The sequence below is a fragment of the Ruegeria sp. AD11(2025) genome, assembly GCF_056542405.1.
Window position 1 is genome coordinate 41,306 of the sequence record NZ_JBQFZU010000005.1, and the last position, 21,479, is coordinate 62,784.

General features: G+C 57.5%; 19 protein-coding genes, 1 tRNA gene and 2 pseudogenes. 8 read left to right on the forward strand and 14 right to left on the reverse strand.

The window, feature by feature from the left end:
* Positions 1 to 6 precede the first annotated feature (6 nt).
* The 6 genes from ACR1XY_RS06645 to ACR1XY_RS06670 all read right to left on the reverse strand — a co-directional run bounded on the left by ACR1XY_RS06645 (position 7) and on the right by ACR1XY_RS06670 (position 6,029).
* Positions 7 to 1,137: a murein hydrolase activator EnvC family protein gene (locus tag ACR1XY_RS06645; protein ID WP_480591158.1), complete on the reverse strand. Its 1,131-nt coding sequence runs from the start codon at positions 1,135 to 1,137 to the stop codon at positions 7 to 9.
* On the reverse strand, positions 1,134 to 2,651 hold the full coding sequence (gene gpmI, locus ACR1XY_RS06650) for a 2,3-bisphosphoglycerate-independent phosphoglycerate mutase (RefSeq protein ID WP_480591162.1): 1,518 nt from the start codon (positions 2,649 to 2,651) through the stop codon (positions 1,134 to 1,136). Before gpmI ends, ACR1XY_RS06645 begins: the two co-directional genes overlap by 4 nt.
* A gap of 88 nt (positions 2,652 to 2,739) precedes the next feature.
* Entirely contained in the window at positions 2,740 to 4,398 is a 1,659-nt protein-coding gene (locus tag ACR1XY_RS06655; protein WP_480591609.1) for a sulfatase-like hydrolase/transferase, read from the reverse strand.
* A 96-nt stretch (positions 4,399 to 4,494) separates the two neighbouring features.
* Positions 4,495 to 4,737 carry a (Na+)-NQR maturation NqrM gene (gene nqrM, locus ACR1XY_RS06660; RefSeq protein WP_480591164.1) on the reverse strand — a complete coding sequence of 81 codons (243 nt, stop codon included), beginning with the start codon at positions 4,735 to 4,737 and terminating at the stop codon, positions 4,495 to 4,497.
* Positions 4,738 to 4,752: 15 nt separating this feature from the next.
* The gene (locus tag ACR1XY_RS06665) at positions 4,753 to 5,778 is read right to left on the reverse strand and encodes an FAD:protein FMN transferase (protein WP_480591168.1); all 1,026 of its coding nucleotides are present in this window, start codon (positions 5,776 to 5,778) and stop codon (positions 4,753 to 4,755) included.
* Between the two features lie 65 nt (positions 5,779 to 5,843).
* Positions 5,844 to 6,029 (reverse strand): hypothetical protein, encoded by a 186-nt coding sequence (locus ACR1XY_RS06670; protein WP_170401628.1) that lies wholly within the window; start codon positions 6,027 to 6,029, stop codon positions 5,844 to 5,846.
* A 124-nt stretch (positions 6,030 to 6,153) separates the two neighbouring features.
* Between ACR1XY_RS06670 and ACR1XY_RS06675 the strand changes: the two genes are divergently transcribed.
* Positions 6,154 to 6,678: a CBS domain-containing protein gene (locus tag ACR1XY_RS06675; protein ID WP_480591170.1), complete on the forward strand. Its 525-nt coding sequence runs from the start codon at positions 6,154 to 6,156 to the stop codon at positions 6,676 to 6,678.
* Positions 6,679 to 6,762: 84 nt separating this feature from the next.
* Positions 6,763 to 7,782 (forward strand): NAD-dependent epimerase/dehydratase family protein, encoded by a 1,020-nt coding sequence (locus ACR1XY_RS06680; protein WP_480591172.1) that lies wholly within the window; start codon positions 6,763 to 6,765, stop codon positions 7,780 to 7,782.
* A gap of 36 nt (positions 7,783 to 7,818) precedes the next feature.
* Here ACR1XY_RS06680 and nqrF read toward each other — a convergent pair whose 3' ends face one another.
* The 6 genes from nqrF to ACR1XY_RS06710 are packed head-to-tail and all read right to left on the reverse strand — an operon-like array spanning position 7,819 to position 13,679.
* Positions 7,819 to 9,042 (reverse strand): NADH:ubiquinone reductase (Na(+)-transporting) subunit F, encoded by a 1,224-nt coding sequence (nqrF, locus tag ACR1XY_RS06685; RefSeq protein WP_480591174.1) that lies wholly within the window; start codon positions 9,040 to 9,042, stop codon positions 7,819 to 7,821.
* A gap of 10 nt (positions 9,043 to 9,052) precedes the next feature.
* Positions 9,053 to 9,661 carry an NADH:ubiquinone reductase (Na(+)-transporting) subunit E gene (gene nqrE / locus ACR1XY_RS06690; protein ID WP_039526851.1) on the reverse strand — a complete coding sequence of 203 codons (609 nt, stop codon included), beginning with the start codon at positions 9,659 to 9,661 and terminating at the stop codon, positions 9,053 to 9,055.
* Positions 9,661 to 10,314 (reverse strand): NADH:ubiquinone reductase (Na(+)-transporting) subunit D, encoded by a 654-nt coding sequence (locus ACR1XY_RS06695; RefSeq protein ID WP_170401640.1) that lies wholly within the window; start codon positions 10,312 to 10,314, stop codon positions 9,661 to 9,663. The genes nqrE and ACR1XY_RS06695 overlap by 1 nt, the downstream gene beginning before the upstream one ends.
* Positions 10,314 to 11,129, reverse strand: coding sequence for a Na(+)-translocating NADH-quinone reductase subunit C (locus tag ACR1XY_RS06700; protein WP_480591177.1), 816 nt, complete (start codon positions 11,127 to 11,129; stop codon positions 10,314 to 10,316). Before ACR1XY_RS06700 ends, ACR1XY_RS06695 begins: the two co-directional genes overlap by 1 nt.
* On the reverse strand, positions 11,122 to 12,330 hold the full coding sequence (locus ACR1XY_RS06705; RefSeq protein ID WP_480591179.1) for an NADH:ubiquinone reductase (Na(+)-transporting) subunit B: 1,209 nt from the start codon (positions 12,328 to 12,330) through the stop codon (positions 11,122 to 11,124). The genes ACR1XY_RS06700 and ACR1XY_RS06705 overlap by 8 nt, the downstream gene beginning before the upstream one ends.
* 5 nt (positions 12,331 to 12,335) lie before the next feature.
* Positions 12,336 to 13,679: a Na(+)-translocating NADH-quinone reductase subunit A gene (locus tag ACR1XY_RS06710; RefSeq protein WP_480591181.1), complete on the reverse strand. Its 1,344-nt coding sequence runs from the start codon at positions 13,677 to 13,679 to the stop codon at positions 12,336 to 12,338.
* Between the two features lie 288 nt (positions 13,680 to 13,967).
* Between ACR1XY_RS06710 and ACR1XY_RS06715 the strand changes: the two genes are divergently transcribed.
* On the forward strand, positions 13,968 to 15,083 hold the full coding sequence (locus ACR1XY_RS06715; RefSeq protein WP_480591183.1) for a THUMP domain-containing class I SAM-dependent RNA methyltransferase: 1,116 nt from the start codon (positions 13,968 to 13,970) through the stop codon (positions 15,081 to 15,083).
* Positions 15,084 to 15,182: 99 nt separating this feature from the next.
* Positions 15,183 to 15,259 (forward strand) — tRNA-Pro (locus tag ACR1XY_RS06720).
* Between the two features lie 136 nt (positions 15,260 to 15,395).
* Here ACR1XY_RS06720 and ACR1XY_RS06725 read toward each other — a convergent pair.
* Positions 15,396 to 16,103, reverse strand: a pseudogene (locus ACR1XY_RS06725) (IS6 family transposase).
* Positions 16,104 to 16,180: 77 nt separating this feature from the next.
* Here ACR1XY_RS06725 and ACR1XY_RS06730 point away from each other — a divergent pair.
* Positions 16,181 to 16,708, forward strand: a pseudogene (locus ACR1XY_RS06730) (tyrosine-type recombinase/integrase).
* Between the two features lie 166 nt (positions 16,709 to 16,874).
* On the opposite strand, the gene ACR1XY_RS06735 reads toward ACR1XY_RS06730, so the two are convergent.
* Entirely contained in the window at positions 16,875 to 18,377 is a 1,503-nt protein-coding gene (locus ACR1XY_RS06735) for a trimethylamine methyltransferase family protein (RefSeq protein WP_480591185.1), read from the reverse strand.
* Positions 18,378 to 18,527: 150 nt separating this feature from the next.
* Here ACR1XY_RS06735 and ACR1XY_RS06740 point away from each other — a divergent pair, with 150 nt between their 5' ends.
* From ACR1XY_RS06740 to ACR1XY_RS06750, 3 genes are read left to right on the forward strand one after another with little or no spacing between them, the layout of a single operon-like run.
* Complete coding sequence (locus ACR1XY_RS06740; RefSeq protein WP_480591187.1) at positions 18,528 to 19,733, forward strand: aromatic ring-hydroxylating oxygenase subunit alpha; 1,206 nt, start codon at positions 18,528 to 18,530, stop codon at positions 19,731 to 19,733.
* 58 nt (positions 19,734 to 19,791) lie between these two features.
* The gene (locus tag ACR1XY_RS06745) at positions 19,792 to 20,649 is read left to right on the forward strand and encodes an ABC transporter permease (RefSeq protein ID WP_480591188.1); all 858 of its coding nucleotides are present in this window, start codon (positions 19,792 to 19,794) and stop codon (positions 20,647 to 20,649) included.
* Entirely contained in the window at positions 20,646 to 21,479 is an 834-nt protein-coding gene (locus ACR1XY_RS06750) for an ABC transporter permease (RefSeq protein ID WP_480591190.1), read from the forward strand. Before ACR1XY_RS06745 ends, ACR1XY_RS06750 begins: the two co-directional genes overlap by 4 nt.

Here is a 21,479-nt window from a genome sequence, read left to right on the forward strand (position 1 = left end):
ACGTGTTCATCCATCCTTGCTGGTCCGGAACCATGATTCCGGGTCCACGGGGCTGTTATCCTGTCTTACCTCTATATAGAGCGTTTCTGACCGGTCAGTTCCAGTGCCATCACCGCTTGTTGACAAAATAGCGCCGATTTCAGGCGTTTCTCCGGGCATCAGCCCGACCGGAGTTCCCTCGGGGATCACCTGCCCGGTATCGCCATAAACCTCTTGCAGGCCCGAAAACACGAACAAAAGTCCGGGTTGAGGCTCAAGTATCACCAGGTTCCCCAAGTCCAGAAGCGGTCCGCGATAGCGTATTGTGGCGGCTGTCGGCGAAGTCACAATTGCACGGGGACGCGTGCCCAAGACCACACCAGGACGTTTGACGCCAGCCGCATCCGTTTCCCCCGCGCGGTGCAGCAGGATACCCTGTGCAGGTAATGCGACCGCGCCTTTGCGGTCGGAGATATCAGCCTTAGTGTCGGCGATTTCCCCTTCCGAGATTTCCGACAGACCGCTGGCAAACCCTTCCAGTGTCTCCGTTGACGAGATCAGGATCGCAGTACGCACCGGATCTTCGACAAAACGGCTGGGCAAGTCGGTTCGGTCGGCGATGGCGGTACTCAATTGTGTGCGAGCGGTTTGGACGCCGGCCAGTCCTTCGGTCAGGGTTTCGGCCGCACTTTGCTGCAACAGGCGCAGGGTCTGCACCTCTTGCAGATCGTGGGCGAGGGTCTGCGCGCGGGCGTTAAGGCCCGGCGTGACCTCGGACAGCATCATCCCCGCCCGGGCCGACCCGAGCGGCCCCGAGGGGTGCAGCATCAGTACCGGCGGGGCAGTCGTCTCAATGGTCTGCAACACGCCCAACAACTGTGCGATTTCTTTTTCACGGGTACGGAGTTCGGCGGTCAGTTGCGCCTCGCGCGTGGCGGCGCGGCGCAGGCCTTCGCGCATGGCAGTCAGACCGGCCTCAAAGGCCTGAATGGTTTCGGTCAAGGCGCGCACGCGGTCGCGGGCACTGTCCGCTTCGGTCAGGGCGACCGAAGCCCCCTCCAGCATCTGCGCCGCTTTCAGCGCGGCCGTGGCCGGGTCGGTTTGCGCGTGAACTGGTGTCACAAACAGTAGCGCCAGAAAAAGCGCGCGAATGGTCATGACAGCAGGCTCTTCCCGGTCATTTCCGGTGGCTGTTCCAACCCCATCAGCTGCAGCAGGGTTGGCGCCAGATCAGACAGTCGTCCGTTGCGCAGCGTGGCGTCCGCCGGGCCGCCAACCAATGCCACAGGGACCGGGTTCAGTGTATGTGCAGTATGCGGCCCGCCGGTATCAGGATCGACCATCTGCTCGCAGTTGCCGTGGTCGGCGGTCACGATCATTGCGCCGCCTGCCTTTTTCAGCGCAGCAACAACTTGAGCCAAACCCTGATCCACGGCCTCACAGGCCTTGATCGCCGCCTGCAGGTCACCAGTGTGACCAACCATGTCCGGGTTGGCATAGTTGGTGACGATCAGGTCGTATCCCGCCTCAATCACCTCTACGAACTTGGCGGTTACTTCGGCCGAGGACATCTCGGGCTGCAGATCATAGGTCGCCACTTTGGGCGATTTCGGCATAAAACGGTCTTCGCCCACTTCGGGTGTTTCTTTGCCGCCGTTGAGGAAGAAGGTGACGTGCGGGTATTTCTCGGTCTCGGCCAAGCGGAACTGGCGCAGGCCTTGTTTGGCAACCCATTCGCCCAGTGTGTTCACAATATCGCGCTTGGGAAACACGGTGGTCATATAGGCGTTGTGCCCGTCCGAGTATTCGACCATTCCCAACAGGGCAGACAGTTGCGGGCGCGGGCCGGTGTCGAAATCGGCAAAACCTGGCTCACCAATCGCACGCAGAATCTCTCGTGCGCGGTCTGCGCGGAAGTTGAGACAGAAGAACCCGTCGCCGTCTTTCACGCCGTCGAAACCATCCAGAACCGTGGGCACGATGAACTCATCGGTTTCCGACTGGTTATAGGCATGGTCAATCGCGCCATGCGCGGAGGCAGCTGTACGGCCCTGCCCCGTGATCATTGCCTCATAGGCCTCACTGACGCGTTCCCACCGATTGTCGCGGTCCATCGCGAAATAGCGCCCGCTGACCGTGACTATACGCGCGCCTTCGGGCAGGCGGTCTTCCAGTTCGGAGATGTAGGTAAATGCCGATTTCGGAGCTACGTCGCGCCCATCGGTAATCGCGTGCAGCGCGACGGGAACGCCAGCGTCGGTTATCGCTTTGGCCGCGGCAACGATGTGGTTCAGGTGGCCGTGGACGCCGCCATCAGACACCAGCCCCATCAGATGCGCGATGCCGCCCGAGGATTTCACTTTGGCGATGAAATCCTGCAGGGCGTCGTTATTGAAGAATGAGCCATCCTCGATCGCCAGATCAATCTGCCCCAAGTCCATCGCCACAACACGGCCTGCTCCGATATTGGTGTGGCCGACCTCTGAGTTTCCCATCTGACCGCTGGGCAGGCCTACATCAGGCCCATGCGTTGTCAAAGTCGCGTGCGGACCAGCGGTCATGATCGCGTCGAAGGTCGGCGTGTTGGCCAGGAAGGGCGCGTTAGCTTTGGTGTCCTCGGACAGGCCCCAACCATCAAGAATGCACAGGACAACGGGTTTGGGGGCGGTCATTTCGGCTCTCCGGATTTCTGCTCTTGATCCGTCTTGTATCGCCTGACCACCGGCGGGTGAACCGCCTTTTGACCCGCGCCGGTCAGAATTAATAACGTTGCGGTTTGTCCTTGCCGATATATTCAGCAAAAGGCCGTGCTTTGCGCCCCCGGTATTTGACGGTCAGATCCAGCGGAGCCTCGTTTTCGTCATAGATCCCCAAGACAACCCCCCTTCCCCGGCTTTTCGTGCGCATCTCGATCAGTTGTTGTTCCGACCTGGTGGTGCGCTGCGACGGGCGGCGGGTCCAGGCAAAAAGGTGGTCGTACATCTCAGCGATGACCTCGACATGTTTGGCACTGCCGCCCAGATCTGTCAGCTCTTTCGGATCATTCTCCAGATCGAACAGGATTGGCCTGTGGCCACCTTCGCAATGGATCAGCTTCCATTTCTTGTTGGCGACCATGAACATCACCGCATCGCGGACGGACGCATTCAGCATTTCGGCGATGGGTGAGGCGGAGTAATCGTATTCGCAGATCACCACATTGCGCGGCGTTTCATCCTGTTGCCCATGCAGGATCGGCAGCAGAGAATGCCCTTCGAGGATATGTGAGGCGACGTCGCCGCCTGCCACATTCACAAAGGTCGGGGCGAGGTCGATGGATTCCACCAGCGTATCGCTAACGGTGCCGCGCGTCAGGTCTGCCTTGGGCGATGGGTCATAGATGATCAGTGGTATTTTGGTTGAGGCGTCGTGGAAGAAGGTCTTCTCGCCCATCCAGTGATCGCCTAGAAAATCGCCGTGATCCGAGGTTAGAACGATCATCGTGTCGTCCATCCGGCCGGTTTTCTCCATCCAGTCGAACAGACGGCCCATCTGATCGTCGGCCTGTTTGATCAGGCCCATATAGGCGGGGATCACTGCGTCTCGCACGTCCTGACGCGAGAAAGTCCGGCCGATTTTCGTGTCCATGAACGCGCGCAGCACCGGGTGGGCGTCTTCATGCTCGGTCTCGGACCGGATCACCGGCAGCACGTGCTCGGGCCCGTACATCGAGGCATAGGGTTCCGGCACGATATAGGGCCAGTGGGGCTTGATAAAGCTCAGGTGACAGCACCACGGGGCATCGTGGCTTTCCATGAATTCGATGCCACGACCCGTCAGGTATGGTGTTTCACTGTCCTCTTCGGCAATATTCGCCGCCTCGCTCGAGTTCTTCAGAAACCATCCGGAAAGCACGTTGCCATCCGCATCCAACCCGGAATTGGCAAAGTCGTGCCAGGGATTGTCACTTTCGTAACCTTTATCGTTGAGATACTCGTTATATTCTTTCGCCCCGTCCGGGTCATAGAACCCATCCGGGCCTTCGGGGCGCATACCGTCGTCACGTTCGTAGACGTCGAACCCGCATTCCGCCACGCGGGCGCCGATCAGGCTGTCGGGCTCCAGCCCCAGCCGCGCCATCCCCTCGGCATCCGCTTTCATATGGGTTTTGCCAACCAGCCAGCAGTCCATCCCCGCCTTGCGCAGATGGTCACCCATGGTGATCTCACCCACCTTTAGCGGGATACCGTTCCACGAGGCTCCATGCGAATGCACGTAGCGCCCGGTATAGGTGGACATGCGCGAGCTGCCGCAAATGGGAGATTGAATATAGGCCCGGTCGAACCGAACGCCCCGCGCGGCCAGACGGTCAATATTGGGAGTATGGAGGTGCGGGTGGCCGTAACAGCTCAGATAATCCCAGCGGAGCTGGTCGAACATGATGAACAGGATGTTTTTGGCTTTGGCCAAGGCATTGCCCCCCAAGTGTCTATGGGGACCTAGTTAGCCAATTCCCGGCCCTGGGCGAAGCGTAAACTACACCTCTGCCTGACGTTCCATCTGCTCCTGCATCTTCTTCGCGCGCTTGCACTGAAGCTTATCCCGCAGCGGCGAGTTCGGATCGACGTCTTTCTGGCAAACTACGCATTTATCCGCGCCCGAGATCGCGTTCAGGCCGCCACAGCTGCCCTTGATGGTCTTGCCCATCAGCATCACGCCCAACGACATGCCTACCACGACGAGGGTCAGCAGAATGAAGGCCAGAATAAAGGTGCTCATCGTGGGTCCTACCGGTTAGTTGGTGCCAAGCGCGTCTTTGAACGCAGTGCTGTGAACGGTGATATAGGCTTCTTCGCCGCCTGTCACATCCCGTGAGATGAAATACACGGCAAGTTCATGCTTTTCGGCCAGTTCGAGGCCCTTTTCCTGTCCCAAAGCCAGCATCGCGGTGGCCCAGGCATCCGCCATCATCGCGTTTTCGGCCAGAACAGTGACCGAGGTCGTCCGGTGCGTGATCGGACGGCCTGTCGTCGGATCGATGATATGCGAATAGCGCACACCGTCCTGTTCGAAGAAATTCTTGTAATCGCCCGAGCTGGCCATCCCCAGATCGCCCACCGATACGATCAGCTGCGGGGTTTGGGCTCCGGCCTGCGGTTTTTCGATGCCGATCCGCCAGGTTTCGTCCTTGTCGTTCTGACCCTTGGTGACCAGATCGCCGCCGATTTCTACCAGATAATCCTCGATCCCCGCTTCGCGCAGGGTCTCGGCCACGGCGTCGATACCATAGCCTTTGGCGATAGCAGACAGGTTGATGCCGACGCCGGGTTCGGATTTCGCCAGCGTGCCGGCCTCGGCATCCAGGGTCAGTAACCGGTTTTGGCCGACGCTGTTCAGCGCGACCTCAATCTCGACGTCCGAGGGCACCGGGTCTTCCGGCGTGCGCGGGCCAAAGCCCCACAGCTCGATCAGTGGGCCAAGGGTAACGTCGAATATGCCACCAGTTTTCTCATGCACCTCATTCGCAGCTGCCATCACCAGTACAAATTCTTCGGACACCGGCATAGGATCGGTGCCGGTTGCGGCAGAAAAGGTGGAGACCTCGGAATTAGGATCCCAGTTCGACATCTTGGAGTTGACCTCGGCCAAGGTTTCTTGGACCGCTGCGGCCAAAGCGTCCTCGTCCAGATCCTCGCCAATGGCGGTGATATTGAACGTCGTACCCATTGTCTCACCCGAAAGGCGAACCACTTCGGGCTCCTTGTCGAACAGGCAGGCGGACAATAGTGTGACAAAGGCCAGAACAGGCACAAGACGCATGGGGTGGTCTCCGAAAATTCAGTGCCCGGCATATGCCAGCCACCCTTGCCGAAGTCAAACCGGCGTCACAGCTTCAGCGGCAAAAAGCCCAGAACCAAAAGGCCGATCCCAGCAGGCACCCCGAACAGCCAGGCCCGTTTCTGCCATCCCGGCGCCTGCTGTTTCCACGCCATGCGGAAATTATGGCCGCAAACGACCACCGCAAAGAAAATCAACGCGGCCACGGGCGGGGTAAGGTACAGCTCGTTCAAAGGCTTAAGGTTCCTCTGCTGGCAGGAGATTTTGCCGATCAGTGCAAATGCACCCTATACAGGTCGTTTAGCTGCGCTAAGGTGAAAGGGAAAGACTTTGCAATAACCATGAAGGAGATTGCCCATGGCCCCAACCTCTTACCAATCGCCATCGCGTGGCGACAAGGCTGACAAGTCCACGTACAGCCAATCGACGGACTCGAACCTGTCGCACTCGCAGACAACCGTGGCCAAGTTGCTTGAAGGTAAAGGGGATGCGGTGTTTTCGGTGCGCCCGAACGAAACGATCCATTCCGTGGTCAACACACTCAAGGAAAAGCGGATTGGGGCGGTGCTGGTGACCGACCAGAACGGTACCTTGCAGGGCATCCTGTCCGAGCGCGACATCGTGCGTCGCATGGCGGACACGCCCGGCCAGACCCTGCCGCAAGCGGTCGAGGACCTGATGACGCGCGAGGTAAAGACCTGCGCGCCGGATGACTATCTGAACGACGTTCTGAAAACTATGACTGAAGGCCGGTTCCGCCACATGCCGGTACTGCGTGACGGCAACCTGTGCGGCGTCATCACCATCGGCGACGTGGTGCATTTCCGCCTGAAAGAGCTGGAATACGAAGCGCTTCGCATGAAGCAGATGATTGTCGGCTAGGCGTTTCTGTCCAGAAACCCCTTGACCTTGCACCGGTGACAGTATCCCTGATGCGTCAAAGATAGCGTTGAGGTCGAGGGTTGCATGAAACGGGTTCTGGTCACGGGCACGGCGGGATTTATCGGGTTCCATCTGGCAAAGCTGCTGCTGTCCGAAGGATTTCGCGTGCATGGCTATGACGGGATGACGAACTATTACGACGTTACCCTGAAACAGCGTCGCCACCAGATGCTGTTGCAAACACCGGGATTTTCGGCGACCGAGGATTTGCTGGAAAACCACGAATGCCTGATGCAGGTCGCCGATGATTTTCAGCCCGAGGTGATCGTCCACCTCGCCGCGCAGGCCGGGGTGCGCTACAGCCTTGAAGACCCGCGCAGCTATGTCAGCTCGAACGTGGTCGGAACTTTCAACGTGATGGAGGTTGCGCGTGAACACGATGTTGAGCACCTTCTGATGGCCTCGACATCCTCGATTTACGGCGCAAATGAGAAGATGCCTTTTGCCGAAACGGACAAGGCGGACAACCAACTGACGATTTACGCGGCCACCAAAAAAGCCAATGAGGCGATGGCCCATTCCTACGCCCATCTGTGGAACCTGCCGACCACCATGTTCCGGTTCTTCACTGTCTACGGCACCTGGGGGCGGCCCGACCTGGCCTATTTCAAGTTCACCGAAGCGATCCTGAAAGACCGACCCATCGACATTTACAACAACGGCGACATGTATCGGGATTTTACCTATGTCGACGATCTGGTGCGGGGGATACGGCTGCTGATCGACGCGGCTCCGGTCCGACCGCAGAGCAAGGATGACATTGCTGAAGGCGACAGCCTGTCACCGATCGCGCCGTTCCGCATCGTCAATATCGGGAACTCAGATAAGGTGCGCCTGATGGACTTCATTGAGGCGATCGAAGATGCGCTCGGCAAGAAAGCGGTGCGAAACTACATGCCGATGCAGAAAGGCGATGTGCCCGCGACCTGGGCAGATACCAACCTGTTGCAGAGCCTCACTGGTTATAAGCCGACAACGGACATCAGCAGGGGCATGAAGGAATTCGTGGCCTGGTATAGGGACTTCTACCAAAAGCCTGAATGAAAAAAACCGGCGCTGTGTGCGCCGGTTTTTCGCTTCTTACCCGCCGAAATCGTCGAGCATGATGTCTTCTCGATCCACACCCAGATCCAGCAGCATATTGATAACCGACTGGTTCATGATTGGCGGGCCACACATGTAGAACTCGCAATCTTCGGGCGCGGGGTGGTTCTTGAGATATTCTTCGAACAGTACGTTGTGGATAAAGCCGGTGTAGCCTTTCCAATCGTCCTCAGGCTGCGCGTCCGACAGGGCCACGTGCCATTCGAAATTATCGAACTCCTTTGCCAACTGATCGAAGTCTTCAACAAAGAACATCTCTTTCTTTGACCGGGCACCGTACCAGAAGCTGATCTTGCGGTTGCGGTTCTCAAGACGTTTGAGCTGGTCGAAGATGTGGCTGCGCATCGGCGCCATACCGGCACCACCGCCGATGAAGACCATTTCCTTGCCGGTCTCGCGCGCAAAGAACTCACCAAACGGGCCCGAGATCGTGACCTTGTCGCCCGGCTTCAGGTTGAAGATGTACGACGACATCTGACCCGGAGGGATGCCCTCGGAGCCCGGAGGCGGCGACGCAACGCGGACGTTCAGCATGATCATGCCCTTCTCGTCCGGATAGTTGGCCATCGAATAGGCGCGCTCGATCGGTTCGTTCACGACGGATTCGTACTGCCACAGGTTAAAGCGGTCCCAGTCCTCGCGGTACTCCTCCTGCACGTCGAAATCGGTGTATTTCAGTGCGTGTGCAGGGGCCTCGATCTGGATATAACCACCGGCGCGGAAATTCACATCCTCACCTTCGGGCAGGTCCAGCGTCAGCGCCTTGATGAAGGTAGCAACGTTTTCGTTTGACCGAACGGTGCATTCCCATTTCTTGACGCCAAAGACTTCTTCGGGAACCTCGATGTCCATGTCCTGCTTGACCGCAACCTGACAGGACAGACGGTCACCGCAGGAGGCTTCGCGCTTGGTGATATGGCTTTCTTCAGTCGGCAGGATCGAGCCGCCACCGGAATGTACCTTCACCCGGCACTGAGCGCAGGTGCCGCCGCCACCGCAGGCAGAGGGGACGAACAGTTTCTCGGCTGCCAGTGTCTGCAGCAGCTTGCCGCCTGCGGGTACCGAGATGGTTTTCTCACCATTGATAGTGATGTTGACGTTGCCGGTCGAAACCAGACGCGAGCGTGCAGCTATGATGATGGCGACCAGCGCCAGAACGATCAGGGTGAAAAGGATGACGCCTAAGCTAAAAGTTTCCATTGCGCCCTCCTTACAGTTTCACGCCCGAGAAGGACATGAAGGCCATCGCCATCAGACCTGCGGTGATGAAGGTGATGCCCAGACCTTGCAGTCCGTCGGGAATGTCGGAGTATTTCAGCTTTTCACGTACACCGGCCATCGCGGTGATCGCCAGCGCCCAGCCAAAGCCGGAGGACAGGCCATAGGTCGTGGCCTCGGCAAAGTTGTAGTCGCGCTCCACCATGAACAACGAGCCGCCCAGGATTGCACAGTTCACCGTGATCAGCGGCAAGAAGATCCCCAACGCGTTGTAAAGCGGCGGGAAGTACTTATCCAAAACCATCTCGAGGATCTGAACCATCGCCGCGATCACACCGATATACGAGATCAGGCCAAGGAAGGTCAGGTCCACATCCGGGAACCCGGCCCAGGCCAGTGCACCCGGCTTCAGCAGATAGTTCAGCAGCAGGTTGTTGGCAGGCACGGTGATCGCCTGCACGACCATGACCGAGATGCCCAGACCCAGCGCGGTCGAAATCTTCTTGGACACGGCGATGAAGGTACACATCCCGAGGAAGAAGCTGAGCGCAAGGTTTTCGACAAAGATGGCCTTTACGGCCAGTGAGATCAGACCTTCCATCAGTGGGCCTCTACCTGCTGAATTTTGTATTCACGCTCTTCCACCTGGTTCGGCTTCCATGTGCGGAAGGCCCAGATGATCAGACCGATGATGAAGAACGCCGACGGTGGCAGCAGCAGCATGCCGTTGGGCACGTACCAGCCACCGTTGTTGATGGTCTCCAGAATGGTGACGCCAAACAGAGATCCGGCACCGAACAGCTCACGGATAAAGCCGACCAGCATCAGGATGAGGCCATAGCCCATGCCGTTGCCCACACCGTCGATGAACGAAGCCACCGGCGGGTTCTTCATCGCAAACGCCTCGGCGCGACCCATCACGATACAGTTGGTGATGATCAGACCGACGAAAACCGACAGGGTTTTCGAAATCTCAAAGGCATAGGCCTTGAGAACCTGATCCACCAGGATCACCAGCGAGGCGATGATCACCATTTGCACGATGATCCGGATCGAACCCGGGATCTGGTTGCGCAGGATCGAGATGAACATCGACGAGAACGCCGTCACGAAGGTCACCGCCAGCGCCATCACAAAAGCCACCTGCAGCGACGAGGTCACCGCCAGCGCGGAACAGATACCCAGAACCTGCAGCGTGATCGGGTTGTTGTCGACAAGCGGGTCGACCAGCATCTCTTTCTTGGTCTGAGACATCAGAGTTCTCCTGCTTGCAGTTTGGCCAGAAACGGAGCGTAGCCCGCGTCACCCATCCAGAATTTCACCAGGTTATCGACACCCACGGACGTCAACGTGGCACCGGCCAGCGCGTCGACATAGAAATCGGGCCCGGCTGCGGGTTGCGATTTGGCGACGGTGATCTGCAGATCGCCCGCGTCATCACGCAGTTTCTTGCCGCTCCACAGCGCTTTCCAGCGCGGGTTGTCCACCTCGGCGCCCAGGCCCGGGGTCTCACCATGCTGATAGAATTGCAGGCCGTAGATATCGTTGCCGTTATTCTCCAGCGCGATAAAGCCATAAAGCGTGGACCACAGGCCATAGCCGTGCAGCGGTAGGATCACCTTATCCAGCGCGCCCGCATCGTCACGCAGCAGATAGATCACGCGGTAGTTTGCCTTGCGGCCGATCCCTGCCGGGTCGTCATCCAGCGCGACGCTCAGCTCGGGGTCGCTGGCGGCGGCGATATCGTCGAACGTGGCCGGGTCGAACTGATCGTCGACGAAGTCTCCGGTGGGCAGCTCCAGCACATGCGGCTCGAACGCGGCGAAGGCTTCGGAGACGTCGATGCCGGGCTCATAAACGCCCGCCACCTGCAGAACGTTTACCTGCTTGTCTTTCAGGGCGTTGGCTTCCTGCACCGGGCGCAGGCTGACCGCAGCGGCGGACACGACCATCGAGGCCACAAGGCAGACAGCCACGGCGATGAAGATCGTTTTGCCAACAGAATCCGGCGAGGCCGCCAGAAACTTGGCAATCGCGCCTTTTGGTTCTTGGGATTGCGTATCAGACATGGCGACGCGCCCTCCGTTTGATGTTGGCCTGAACGACGAAATAGTCGATCAGCGGTGCAAAGACGTTGCCGAACAGGATGGCCAGCATCATGCCTTCGGGGAAAGCCGGGTTGAGGACGCGGATTAGCACAACCATGACACCGATCAGCGCGCCATAGATGTAGCGGCCCAGATTGGTGTGGCTTGCGGATACCGGTTCGGTGACCATGAACGCCAGGCCGAACGCATACCCGCCCAGCACGACATGCCAATACCACGGCATCGCAAACATCGGGTTGGTGTTCGACCCGATCAGGTTCAGCAACCACGTGAATACGATCGTCCCAGCCAAACAGCCCACGATCAGTCGGTAATTGGCAATCTTGGTCAACAGCAGGAACGCCAGACCGATGATACAGGCCAGCGTCGAGGTCTCGCCAAAGCTGCCCTGAATGGTGCCGTAGAAGGCGCTCCACCAGGTGATACCCTCAGCGGCCAGCGCCTGCATCCCGTCGGCTGCGGAAACAGCCAGGGCCGTTGCGCCCGAGAACCCGTCAACCGGCGTCCAGACCGCGTCACCCGACATCTGCGCCGGATAGGCGAAATACAGGAACGCACGGCCTACCAGCGCGGGGTTGAGGAAGTTCTTGCCGGTGCCGCCAAACACCTCTTTGCCGATCACGACGCCGAAGATGATGCCCAATGCCACCTGCCACAGCGGCGTGGTGGCCGGCATGATCAGCGTGTAAAGCATCGAGGTCACAAGGAAACCTTCGTTCACCTCATGGCCGCGCACGGTTGCGAAGATGACCTCGAAGATACCACCCGCGACCAGCGTGACGATGTAGATCGGCAGGAAGTAAAGAAGCCCGTGCGCGACATTGGCGAATATGCTGGACGGGTCCAGCGAAATGCCGAACATCTGCAGCAGGGCGATCCGCCAACCCGTGGCCGACTCCGGCCCCAGCGTGGCAATGGCCGAGTTTGCCTGATAGCCGGTGTTCCACATCCCCCACAGGATACAGGGGATCGTCGCGATCACGACATAGGTCATGATCCGCTTCATATCCACATAGGACCGTGCATGGGGGGCGACGGTGGTTACGGTTTTCGGAGTGTAGATAAAGCTTTCGACCATCTCGTAGATGGGGAATAACTTCTCGTACTTGCCGCCCTTGGTAAAGTTCGGCTCGATCCGGTCAAAGAAGCTGCGCAAACCCATTCGGATTAGCCCTCCTTTTCAATCTTGGTCAGGCAGTCGCGCAGCGCCAGCCCGTATTCATATTTCGCCGGACAGGCAAAGCCCACAAGGCCCAGATCCTCTTCGTCCAGCTCCAAAGCACCCAGTGCCTGAGCGGTGTCGGTATCCATCACCAGCAATGCCCGCAGCAGCTGTGTCGGCAGGTAATCCTGCGGCATCAGTTCTTCGAACGTCCCTGTAGGCACCATCGCACGGCGGCCACCGTTCAGGTTGCTGGTCAGTTTATAGAGTTTGCGCGCAAAGGCCGAGCCCAGAACCGGCTGGACCGCGAACTTCGAGGGCATCGGAAGAATCCAGCCCATCGTGATCTGATCTTGATCCTCGCGAATGATGCTGATCTGACGGGCAAAACGGCCCAGATAGGCGGTCGGGCCCTCGGCCTGCACACCAGACAGGATCGATCCCGAGATGATTCGGGCGGTGCCGTCTACATCAATCTCGTCGCGGGTCAGGTCATCGGTCGAGGCGCCCATCACAGTTCGGATCAGACGCGGTTGCCGCGCGCCGGGGCCGCTGAGTGCGATCACAACGTTGGGGTCCAGATGCCCGGTTTGGAACAACCGGCCAATGGCAATCACATCCTGATAGCCAATGGTCCAGACCTGCTTGTCGCCGACCAGCGGCTCAAGGAAGTGAATATGCGTGCCCGCCAGACCCGCCGGGTGCGGACCCGAAAAGCCCGCGGTTTCGACACCCGCCACATCTGCACCCGGAATGGAATCGCCGTCCTTGTGACACAGATAGGTTTTGCCCTCGGTCAGCTTGGAGACCGCACCCAAGCCCGCGGCAAATGCCTCACCCGCATCGGCAATGATCATGGCCGCGTCGGCTGCCAGCGGTTCGCTGTCCATCGCGGTGACGAAAATCGCCGCCGGTTTGGTGCCCGGTGCCGGCATTTTCGAATATGGCCGCGTGCGGAAAGCCGTCCACAGGCCCGCCGTGCACAGCTTGTCGGTCACGCCTTCGGCGCTGTCACCGTTGCCGACGCCCGAGAAATCAACACCCGCGTCGTTTGGGTCCGAAACCTCGATCACGACGCTCTGCAAAACACGCCGGGCGCCACGGTTGATGGCGACGACCTTACCGCTGAGCGGCGCAACCATCTTCGCCTCGGGTACATCCTTGTGGCAAAACAGCGGTGTGCCGCGCTGAACCGTGTCACCTTCCTGAACCAGCATTCGCGGTTTCAGGCCAAGGTAGTCGCCCCCCAACACTCCAACAGATTTGAATTCTGGTCCCGGATGGATGGTTTGTTCCGGTGCGCCCTGCACCGGCAACTCCAACCCTTTTTTCAGTTTGAAAGTTTGCATGTCGCTACTGTCTTCCAAGCCTCTTTACCTGTGCCAGCCATGCCGACACCATTTCAGGGTCAGACAATAACGCGGGATTTTCAAACAGTCGTCGCAAAAGCGTCGAAATGCGTCCGAATTCCGCGGGCGTAGTTCTGATTGGGGGTCCTTTACGCGGGGATGATGCTAAAAGCAAACCTGTTACCGTCTAAACTGCACTTTGAATGGCACTTTCCTCGGAAGATTTACGTTTTGTCGCAGCACAATTTGCGTGTCGCACCCGGAAAGCTTCCGGTGTAAGCACATCCAATGGAACAGACGAGCGATCTTGAGATTTTTCTGGTGACCACCCCGGGCCTTGAAGCGCCATTGTACGCCGAAGCCGTTGAGAAGGGATTCGCAGGCGCCAAAATCGTACCCGGCGGGGTGAGCTGCCGAGGTGCTTGGCCCGAGGTCTGGCGCGCAAATCTGTGCCTGCGCGGTGCCAACAAGGTTCTGGTCCGTTTGGGAAGTTTCCCGGCGGTTCACCTGGCACAACTCGACAAACGGGCCCGTAAATTTCCCTGGTCTGATTTCCTGCGCCCCGATATTCCGGTCAAGGTCGAGGCTACCAGCCGCAAGTCGCGTGTTTACCATGCAGGCGCTGCCCGTCAGAGGATCGAGCAGGCAATCACGGACACATTAGGCACACCGATTTCGTCAGACGCGGGCCTGCGGATTTTGCTGCGGATCGAAAAGGATATCTGCACCTTGTCTGTCGACACTTCGGGCGAGCCATTGCACAAACGCGGCCACAAACCGGCAGTTGCCAAGGCGCCGATGCGCGAAACCATGGCCGCCATGTTCCTGCGAGAGTGCGGCTTTGACGGTTCCGAGCCCGTTCTGGACCCCATGTGCGGCTCGGGGACATTTGTTATCGAAGCAGCCGAGATTGCCTTGGCGCTGAACCCTGGACGGTCCCGCCGTTTTGCTTTCGAAGACCTGCGAGAGTTCGATTCTGAAGCATGGGCCGCGATGCAACAGAGCGGCCCACGATCAGAAACGGAAACGGTGTATTATGGGTCGGATCGAAACGCAGGTGCTGTTGAGGCGGCCAGTACGAATGCCGAGCGCTCTGGAGTTGCCGCGCACACACGGTTTCGGTGCAGTTCGGTCAGTGACATCAAACCTCCCGTTGGTTCTTCGGGTCTTGTCATCGTTAACCCGCCATATGGCGCCAGAATCGGGGATGAAAAGCGCCTGCGCTCTTTGTATGGCAGCTTAGGAAAAGCTCTGATGTCCCGGTTCAGCGGATGGCGAGTTGGAATAGTGACCAGCAACCAGTCGCTTGCTCGCGCAACCCGCCTTCCATTGTTGGCCCCGGGGCCCATAGTAGATCATGGCGGCACGAAAATCCGGCTGTACCGAACCGAACCCCTGCCCTGACGGCAATTCTGCATCATCCGCCTGACTGGAATTCCCGCGAAGGGCTTCAAAAACCCTCTTGCACATCCAAATTGCCGGGTATAGATCACCCGCCACGGTCGGAGTGTAGCTCAGCCTGGTAGAGCACTGTCTTCGGGAGGCAGGGGTCGGAGGTTCGAATCCTCTCACTCCGACCAATAAAACAACGCGCCCAAGGGCGCCTTTGTTGTTTTTTGCGGATCGGCTGCAACGATATCCGCAACGTTTCATTCGCTGGATGGGTGCTGTCAGACGAATTCGAACCAGTTTCAGTTTGCTGCGGAAACCGTGATCCTATCCCGAACAAAGTTGACGCCACTCGGCAAGAGCGGCGGTGCGGGTCAGCTTTAAGGTGTCTCGGCTGGCGAGCGATCTTTCCTGGTTAAAGTGGTTTTAGACGGAGGAATGGACGGCGGCGAATTTCTGTAAACTTCGCATGCGCCTGAAACGTTGCATGGCGCGTTCGCGTCGTCGAAACGGGAGGTGCGATTTCTCGGCGCGGTTGTTGAGCCACCTGCCCGTCATTTGTTTTTCCAGCGCACCCAGATCTCTGCACGCAGCCTTGTAGGATGCGAAGCGGTCCGTCACGACGGTTTCCGCTTTGCCGTGAGGCTTCATCAATTTCTTGAGAAATTTCAATGCCGCCTGCTCGTTTCGGTGTTTGGTGACAACCGCTTCCAGCACCTCGCCTTCGGGATCAACAGCCCGCCAAAGATAGTGCCTCTTGCCATTCACCTTCACGAAAACCTCGTCCACGTGCCACTTCCATTTAGAGTATGCTCTCAATTGCTGAATACGCTTCCGTCTGATCTCAGCAGCAAACATCGGGCCAAACCTGTTCCACCAATACCGGACAGTTTCGTGACTCACGTCGATGCCTCCCTCGTGCAGCATGTCTTCGACATTCCGAAGCGAGAGTGGGAAACGGATGCACAACATCACCGCAAGGCGAATGATTTCGGGACTAGTTTTAAAGTATTTGAAAGAGGCAGGTCTGGTCATGGGCAAAAGCTACGCAACCACCCTGCCCCGCTCAAGCAGAGTTAATCTGACAAAACCAACCAAAACATGCCTGGGCAATCCGAGTTCGCTTCGAGCTTGCAGACAACCATCGCGACCTTGCGCTCTTCAATATAGCAATCGACAGCAAGCTTCGCGGCTGTGATCTGGTGAAGATGAAGGTGGTCGATATCATTTCATCGGGTCAGATCAAGGAATGCGCTTCAGTACCGCAGAGCAAGACGCAGAAACCTGTGCGCTTCGAGATATCCGAGGGCACCCGTGCCTCTGTTGGGAAATGGATGGAAGATGAACTCATGGTTGGTTCCGAATACCTCTGGCCTGGCAGATTCCACGAAAGATTGCACATCTCGACACGTTAATATGCGCGGGTTGAACGAGACTGGGTCACATCTATTGGCCTTGAAGCAAGCGCCTACGGAACCCATTCAATGAGGCGCACGAAGGTCACCCAAATCTACAAGAAAACTGGCAACCTCAGAGCGATCCAGCTCTTGCTTGGCCATACCAAGATGGACAGCATAGTCTGGTATCTCGGCGTTGAACTCGAAGGTGCCTTGGCCATCTCCGAAGCCATTGAGATATAGAGCCAATGGGTCGCCTTCACGGGCGACTCGTTGCACACATTCCCGCCATGCCATTTTAGTTCCGAATAGCAGCCATCCGTGCACTTGCAGCATCCTTCAGTGGCAACTGCATCTGATGTTCCAGGAAGTTCGCCCTTGCTCCAACGCGATCAGCGCTGCGACCCGACTAGGCTGAAACGTCGCGATATTTTTCCGAAATTGCGGTCACTGCTTCCTTGGTTTCCAGAGGCAATTCAGGCTGCTGCAGTTCCGCCAATTTCTCTCGCAGGTCGTCGTCAAGTCGCGCAAACAAGTCTTGATCTGCTAACCCAGAATTGCTGAGCGGAATGTTCGGGCCAAAATACCGGGAATTCCAAACCTGGGTCCGGCAATTGTCGACCGTGTGCTGATGAGCGAGGAAGTTTCCAGTGGGGCCAACTTCTCGAATGAGATCAACAGCCATCTGGTCGGAAGTTATTTCCAACCCCTGCCACATCTTTCGCAGCAGCCCTGCCAGATCGTCGCACAACAAAAGCGCGTGCGGCGAATAGGTCAGCCCCTGATCGAGCGAACCCATGTAGTCGATTGTAGCGGGACGGTTGTAGAACATCTGTGTCATGTTTGACGAAATTTCCCAGACCGCATCCTGATTGAAACGGCGGGCAACCGAACAGCCGCCGATGCCGGTCAGCGAGGGGAACCCCAGCGCGCGGCGCACTTGGCACATCGCCATGTCGGCAACCGAGGTCTGAGAGAAACTACCAATGGCACCTGTAGCAGGTTCCATGAAGTTCACATCCGAACACCCAACGCAGAAACTACCTTTAGCAGCCAACTGACCAAGCACGATGGCTGCGAAATCGGTCATCAGAGCATGGGTAATACAACCGGCCAAGGTGATTGGTGAAGAGGCACCGCCAATCGGCAGAGTGCCGACGCCAACCGGAATACCTGCCCGAGCGGCGGTGATGATCTGGTCCGAGTGGATCCGCGCGAGATTGACTGGCAGCGGTGTGATCAGATGCAAGAAATACGGCTTGTCTCTAAGTGCATCATGCGATCCGCGCAAGGCCGCGGCCATGTCGATCACCGCCTCAAGAGATGAAGGATGTTCGCAAAGGTATTCCAACGGTTTGATGGTGTTTTCCATCATGCATGCAAATTCGTCGATTTCGCCGAACTGGTTCGACTCCTCGACGTTCTTAACGGCGATGCAAACCGCATCAACATGCGGAAGCTTGTCCGCAACTCTTGTGATGAGGGCAAGGTCCTCCCGTGTCGAAGGTCGGGGCTCGCCGGTTTCCATATCATAGACTGCAATACAGGTCATGCCAGGCATGAACCAAGTGTGATGGCAATCAATCGAGATGGGATTTTCCCCGTTGCGGTCCCATAAAGTGGTCGCGCGGGCAGCGGTTTCCAGCGCCCTGCGGGTCACGGTTTCTGGGATAGACACGATCCCATTATCTGAAAATTTACACCCGGCACTCCGCAGCAGACAGTCAGCTTCACCTCCTGCCTCAAACACTACGCCTGATGTGGCAAGCAGCTCGATAGCTGTGTGCACGATTTCATCAACCTGGGTTTGCGTAAGCGGCGTGTAGGCTGGTGTAGTCAGGGAATGCGGACCTTTGTTGGCGACGACATCAGTGGGCAATGGAGATCTTCTGCGGCTTCTGTTTCGGCGCATTTCTTACGTCCTCAAAGTTTGAGCAGTTACTCAAACTTGACGCACTGCAATCGTCTTGTCCAGCCGTCAAAACACATCTGTAGTAATTTTTTTATTTGAGCGCTCAAATAAAAACTGATAGTGATTCCCTTCAGAGGAAAGGAGATCCTTATGAAGGACGAAGTGCTGATTCACTCTGATCCCAGAGCCGGACGCACCGGGCTGCCCGCCTGGAGCTATACCAACAATGAGCTTCTGGAAGAAGAAAAGGAGCTTCTGTTCCGACGACACTGGCAGCTTGTTTGCCATGTGAGCGATGTGCCCGAAGCCGGCGATTTCATGGCTGCGGATTTCACTGGCGAACGTGCTCTGGTGGTCCGGGGGGCGGACGGTGAAGTTCGCGCCTTCCATAATCTTTGCCGACATCGTGGAAGCCGGGTCGTGGCTGAAAACAAGGGGCATTGCAAAAACGCTATCATCTGCCCGTTCCACGGCTGGGCCTTCAATCTGGACGGAACACTGCGCGGCGCTGCACGCCCCGAGACGTTACCGGATCTGGACCCAGTGAAGTGGGGATTAAAACCGGTCGAGATGGACATTTGGCACGGCTTTGTCTTTGTTCGCTTCAAGCCGGGACCGCAACCCAAGGTTTCAGAGGTGATGGCTCAGTTTGAAGAAGAGTTGATCCCTTACGGCCTGGCAGAGATTCTGCCGGACGGGAATGGGATCAGCGTCACGGAAATCGCTGCAAACTGGAAATGCGTTCGTGACGTGGACAACGAGGGCTACCATGTGCCGCTGGCACATCCAGGCCTGCATGATCTTTTTGGCAACAATTACGAAGATCAACCATTCACCAATGGCGCCGCCCGGTCCTTTGGTGGCTTCCGCCCGGGTTCCGGGCGGATGTGGAGTGTGCGCAATTACAAGAAGTTGCTTCCGAGAGCCGAGGCTTTGGATGACGAACATCAGGCAGCCTGGCTCTATCTGGGGCTTTTCCCCAACCTGGTGTTCGGTATCTACCCGGATTCAGTGATCTTCTATCACGAGTTTCCGGTGGAAAACGGTCGTACTATCCAGCGCGCCGCCTGTTACAAACGGCCGGCAGAGAATCGGCAGCTGCGAGCTGCACGATATCTCAGCGGACGGATCGACCGGATCACCTCGAAAGAGGATGAGCAGCTTATCGAATGGTGCTGGGAGGCGGCCTTCTCCAGCGGCTATGATGGGGTAATCCTATCGGATCTGGAGCACGGCGTGCGCAGCTACCACGATGAGTTGCGCAAGCTGTTCCCGGTGCTGGAACATGATGAACCTGAACCGGGGCAATTGAAGACCCGGAATGCAGAGCTGCTTACGCAGCTGGGCAAGACATGAATACGGGCGCCGCCACGAACAGGGCGGCGCTCTTAATACCGGCCGGGAGGAGCCAGGAATGTTAACCGGAGAGAGGCGTCAGGGCCTCGCATTGATCAGCCCGACTTTACTCTATTCGCTACTGTTGCTGGCCGCTCCGCTGGTGATGGTGGTAACTTTTAGCTTCTGGACCCAGAATTACCTCGAGCTCGATACGACCTTAACATTGGACAATTACCGCGAAGCTTGGAGCAAACCGATCTACCGCACCTTGCTGCTCCGCTCACTAAAGATTTCGCTGATTGTCACAGTGGTAACCGTGACCCTTGCGTTTCCGATCGCGTACTACCTGTCCTTCCACGTCAAGCACCGCAAGGCGTTGTGGTTGTTTCTGATCACCGTACCCTTCTGGACCAGCTATCTGCTGCGGGTGTTTCTGTGGAAAGTGATCCTCGGATACAACGGCGTTTTAAATACCGCGCTCACCGGGATGGGCATCATAGACCAGCCGCTGACTTTCCTGTTGTACAACGCCAATGCGGTGGTGCTGACCCTGGCCCATGCCTGGGCGCCCTTCGCGATTCTGCCAATATTCGTAGCACTGGAGAAGATCGATCGCTCGCTGCTGGAAGCCGCCGAGGATTTGGGCGACGGACCGGTGCGTAGGTTCTTTCGGATCACACTGCCATTGGCAATGCCTGGCGTGGTAGCCTCTACCCTAATCGTACTGATCCCAACCATCGGAGATTTCATCACTCCGAAGTTGGTTGGCGGTACCGACGGGTTGATGATCGCGAACATGATCCAAATTCAATTCGGCAAGGCAAATAACGCGCCGCTGGGAGCGGCTCTGGCAATCTCTTCGATGCTGATCGTGGCTAGCATCAGCGCAGTGATCTTCTTTGCCGGCAAACGTTTTGGAGGCAAAGTGAAATGAACTCGGTTCGTAAAGGGCTTTCCCCCAAATGGCTGGTTTTCTACGCCGTTGCCTACATGGTTTTTCTCTACGCACCGGTCATCCTGTTGCCGATGTTCGCATTTAACGACGCCACAATCATTTCATTTCCACTGACCGGCTTTACCACCCAGTGGTTCGACGTGCTGTGGAAGACTGAGGCCCTGCACGGTGCGGTACGAAATTCGCTGGTTGTCGGCGTCACGTCAGCGGTGCTGAGCACCATCCTCGGCGCCTGCGCAGCACGGGCGGCAGCTCGCTACAGGTTCCCAGCCAAACGCGGTATTATGAGCTTCATCATGCTGCCACTTGTGCTGCCAGAGATCATCGTTGCAGTGGCCCTTTTGGTTCTTCTGATCCAGCTGGGCATGCCGTTGTCGCTGGCAACCGTCATATTGGGCCATGTACTGATCTGCACGCCCTTCGCCATCGCCATTCTGAACTCTGCATTTCAAGGGCTGGATCAAAGCTTGGAGGAAGCCTCGTACGACCTGGGTGAAAGCCGCTGGGGAACGTTCCGCCGCGTGGTTCTACCGTTGGTCATGCCCGGCATCGTGTCCAGTCTTCTGATCACTTTTACCATTTCGCTGGATGAATTCATTATCGCCTTTTTCCTGACCGGCACAGAAGTAACCCTGCCCGTCTATATCTGGAGCCAGCTGCGTTTTCCTACCAAGCTGCCGTCTGTAATGGCGCTCGGGACTATCTTGCTGACTCTGTCTGTCCTACTCCTGATCCTTGCCGAGTGGTTCCGCCGCCGTTCGGCTCGGAAACAAGGTATCGAAGCTTCAGCTACCGGAGGATTTGCCTGA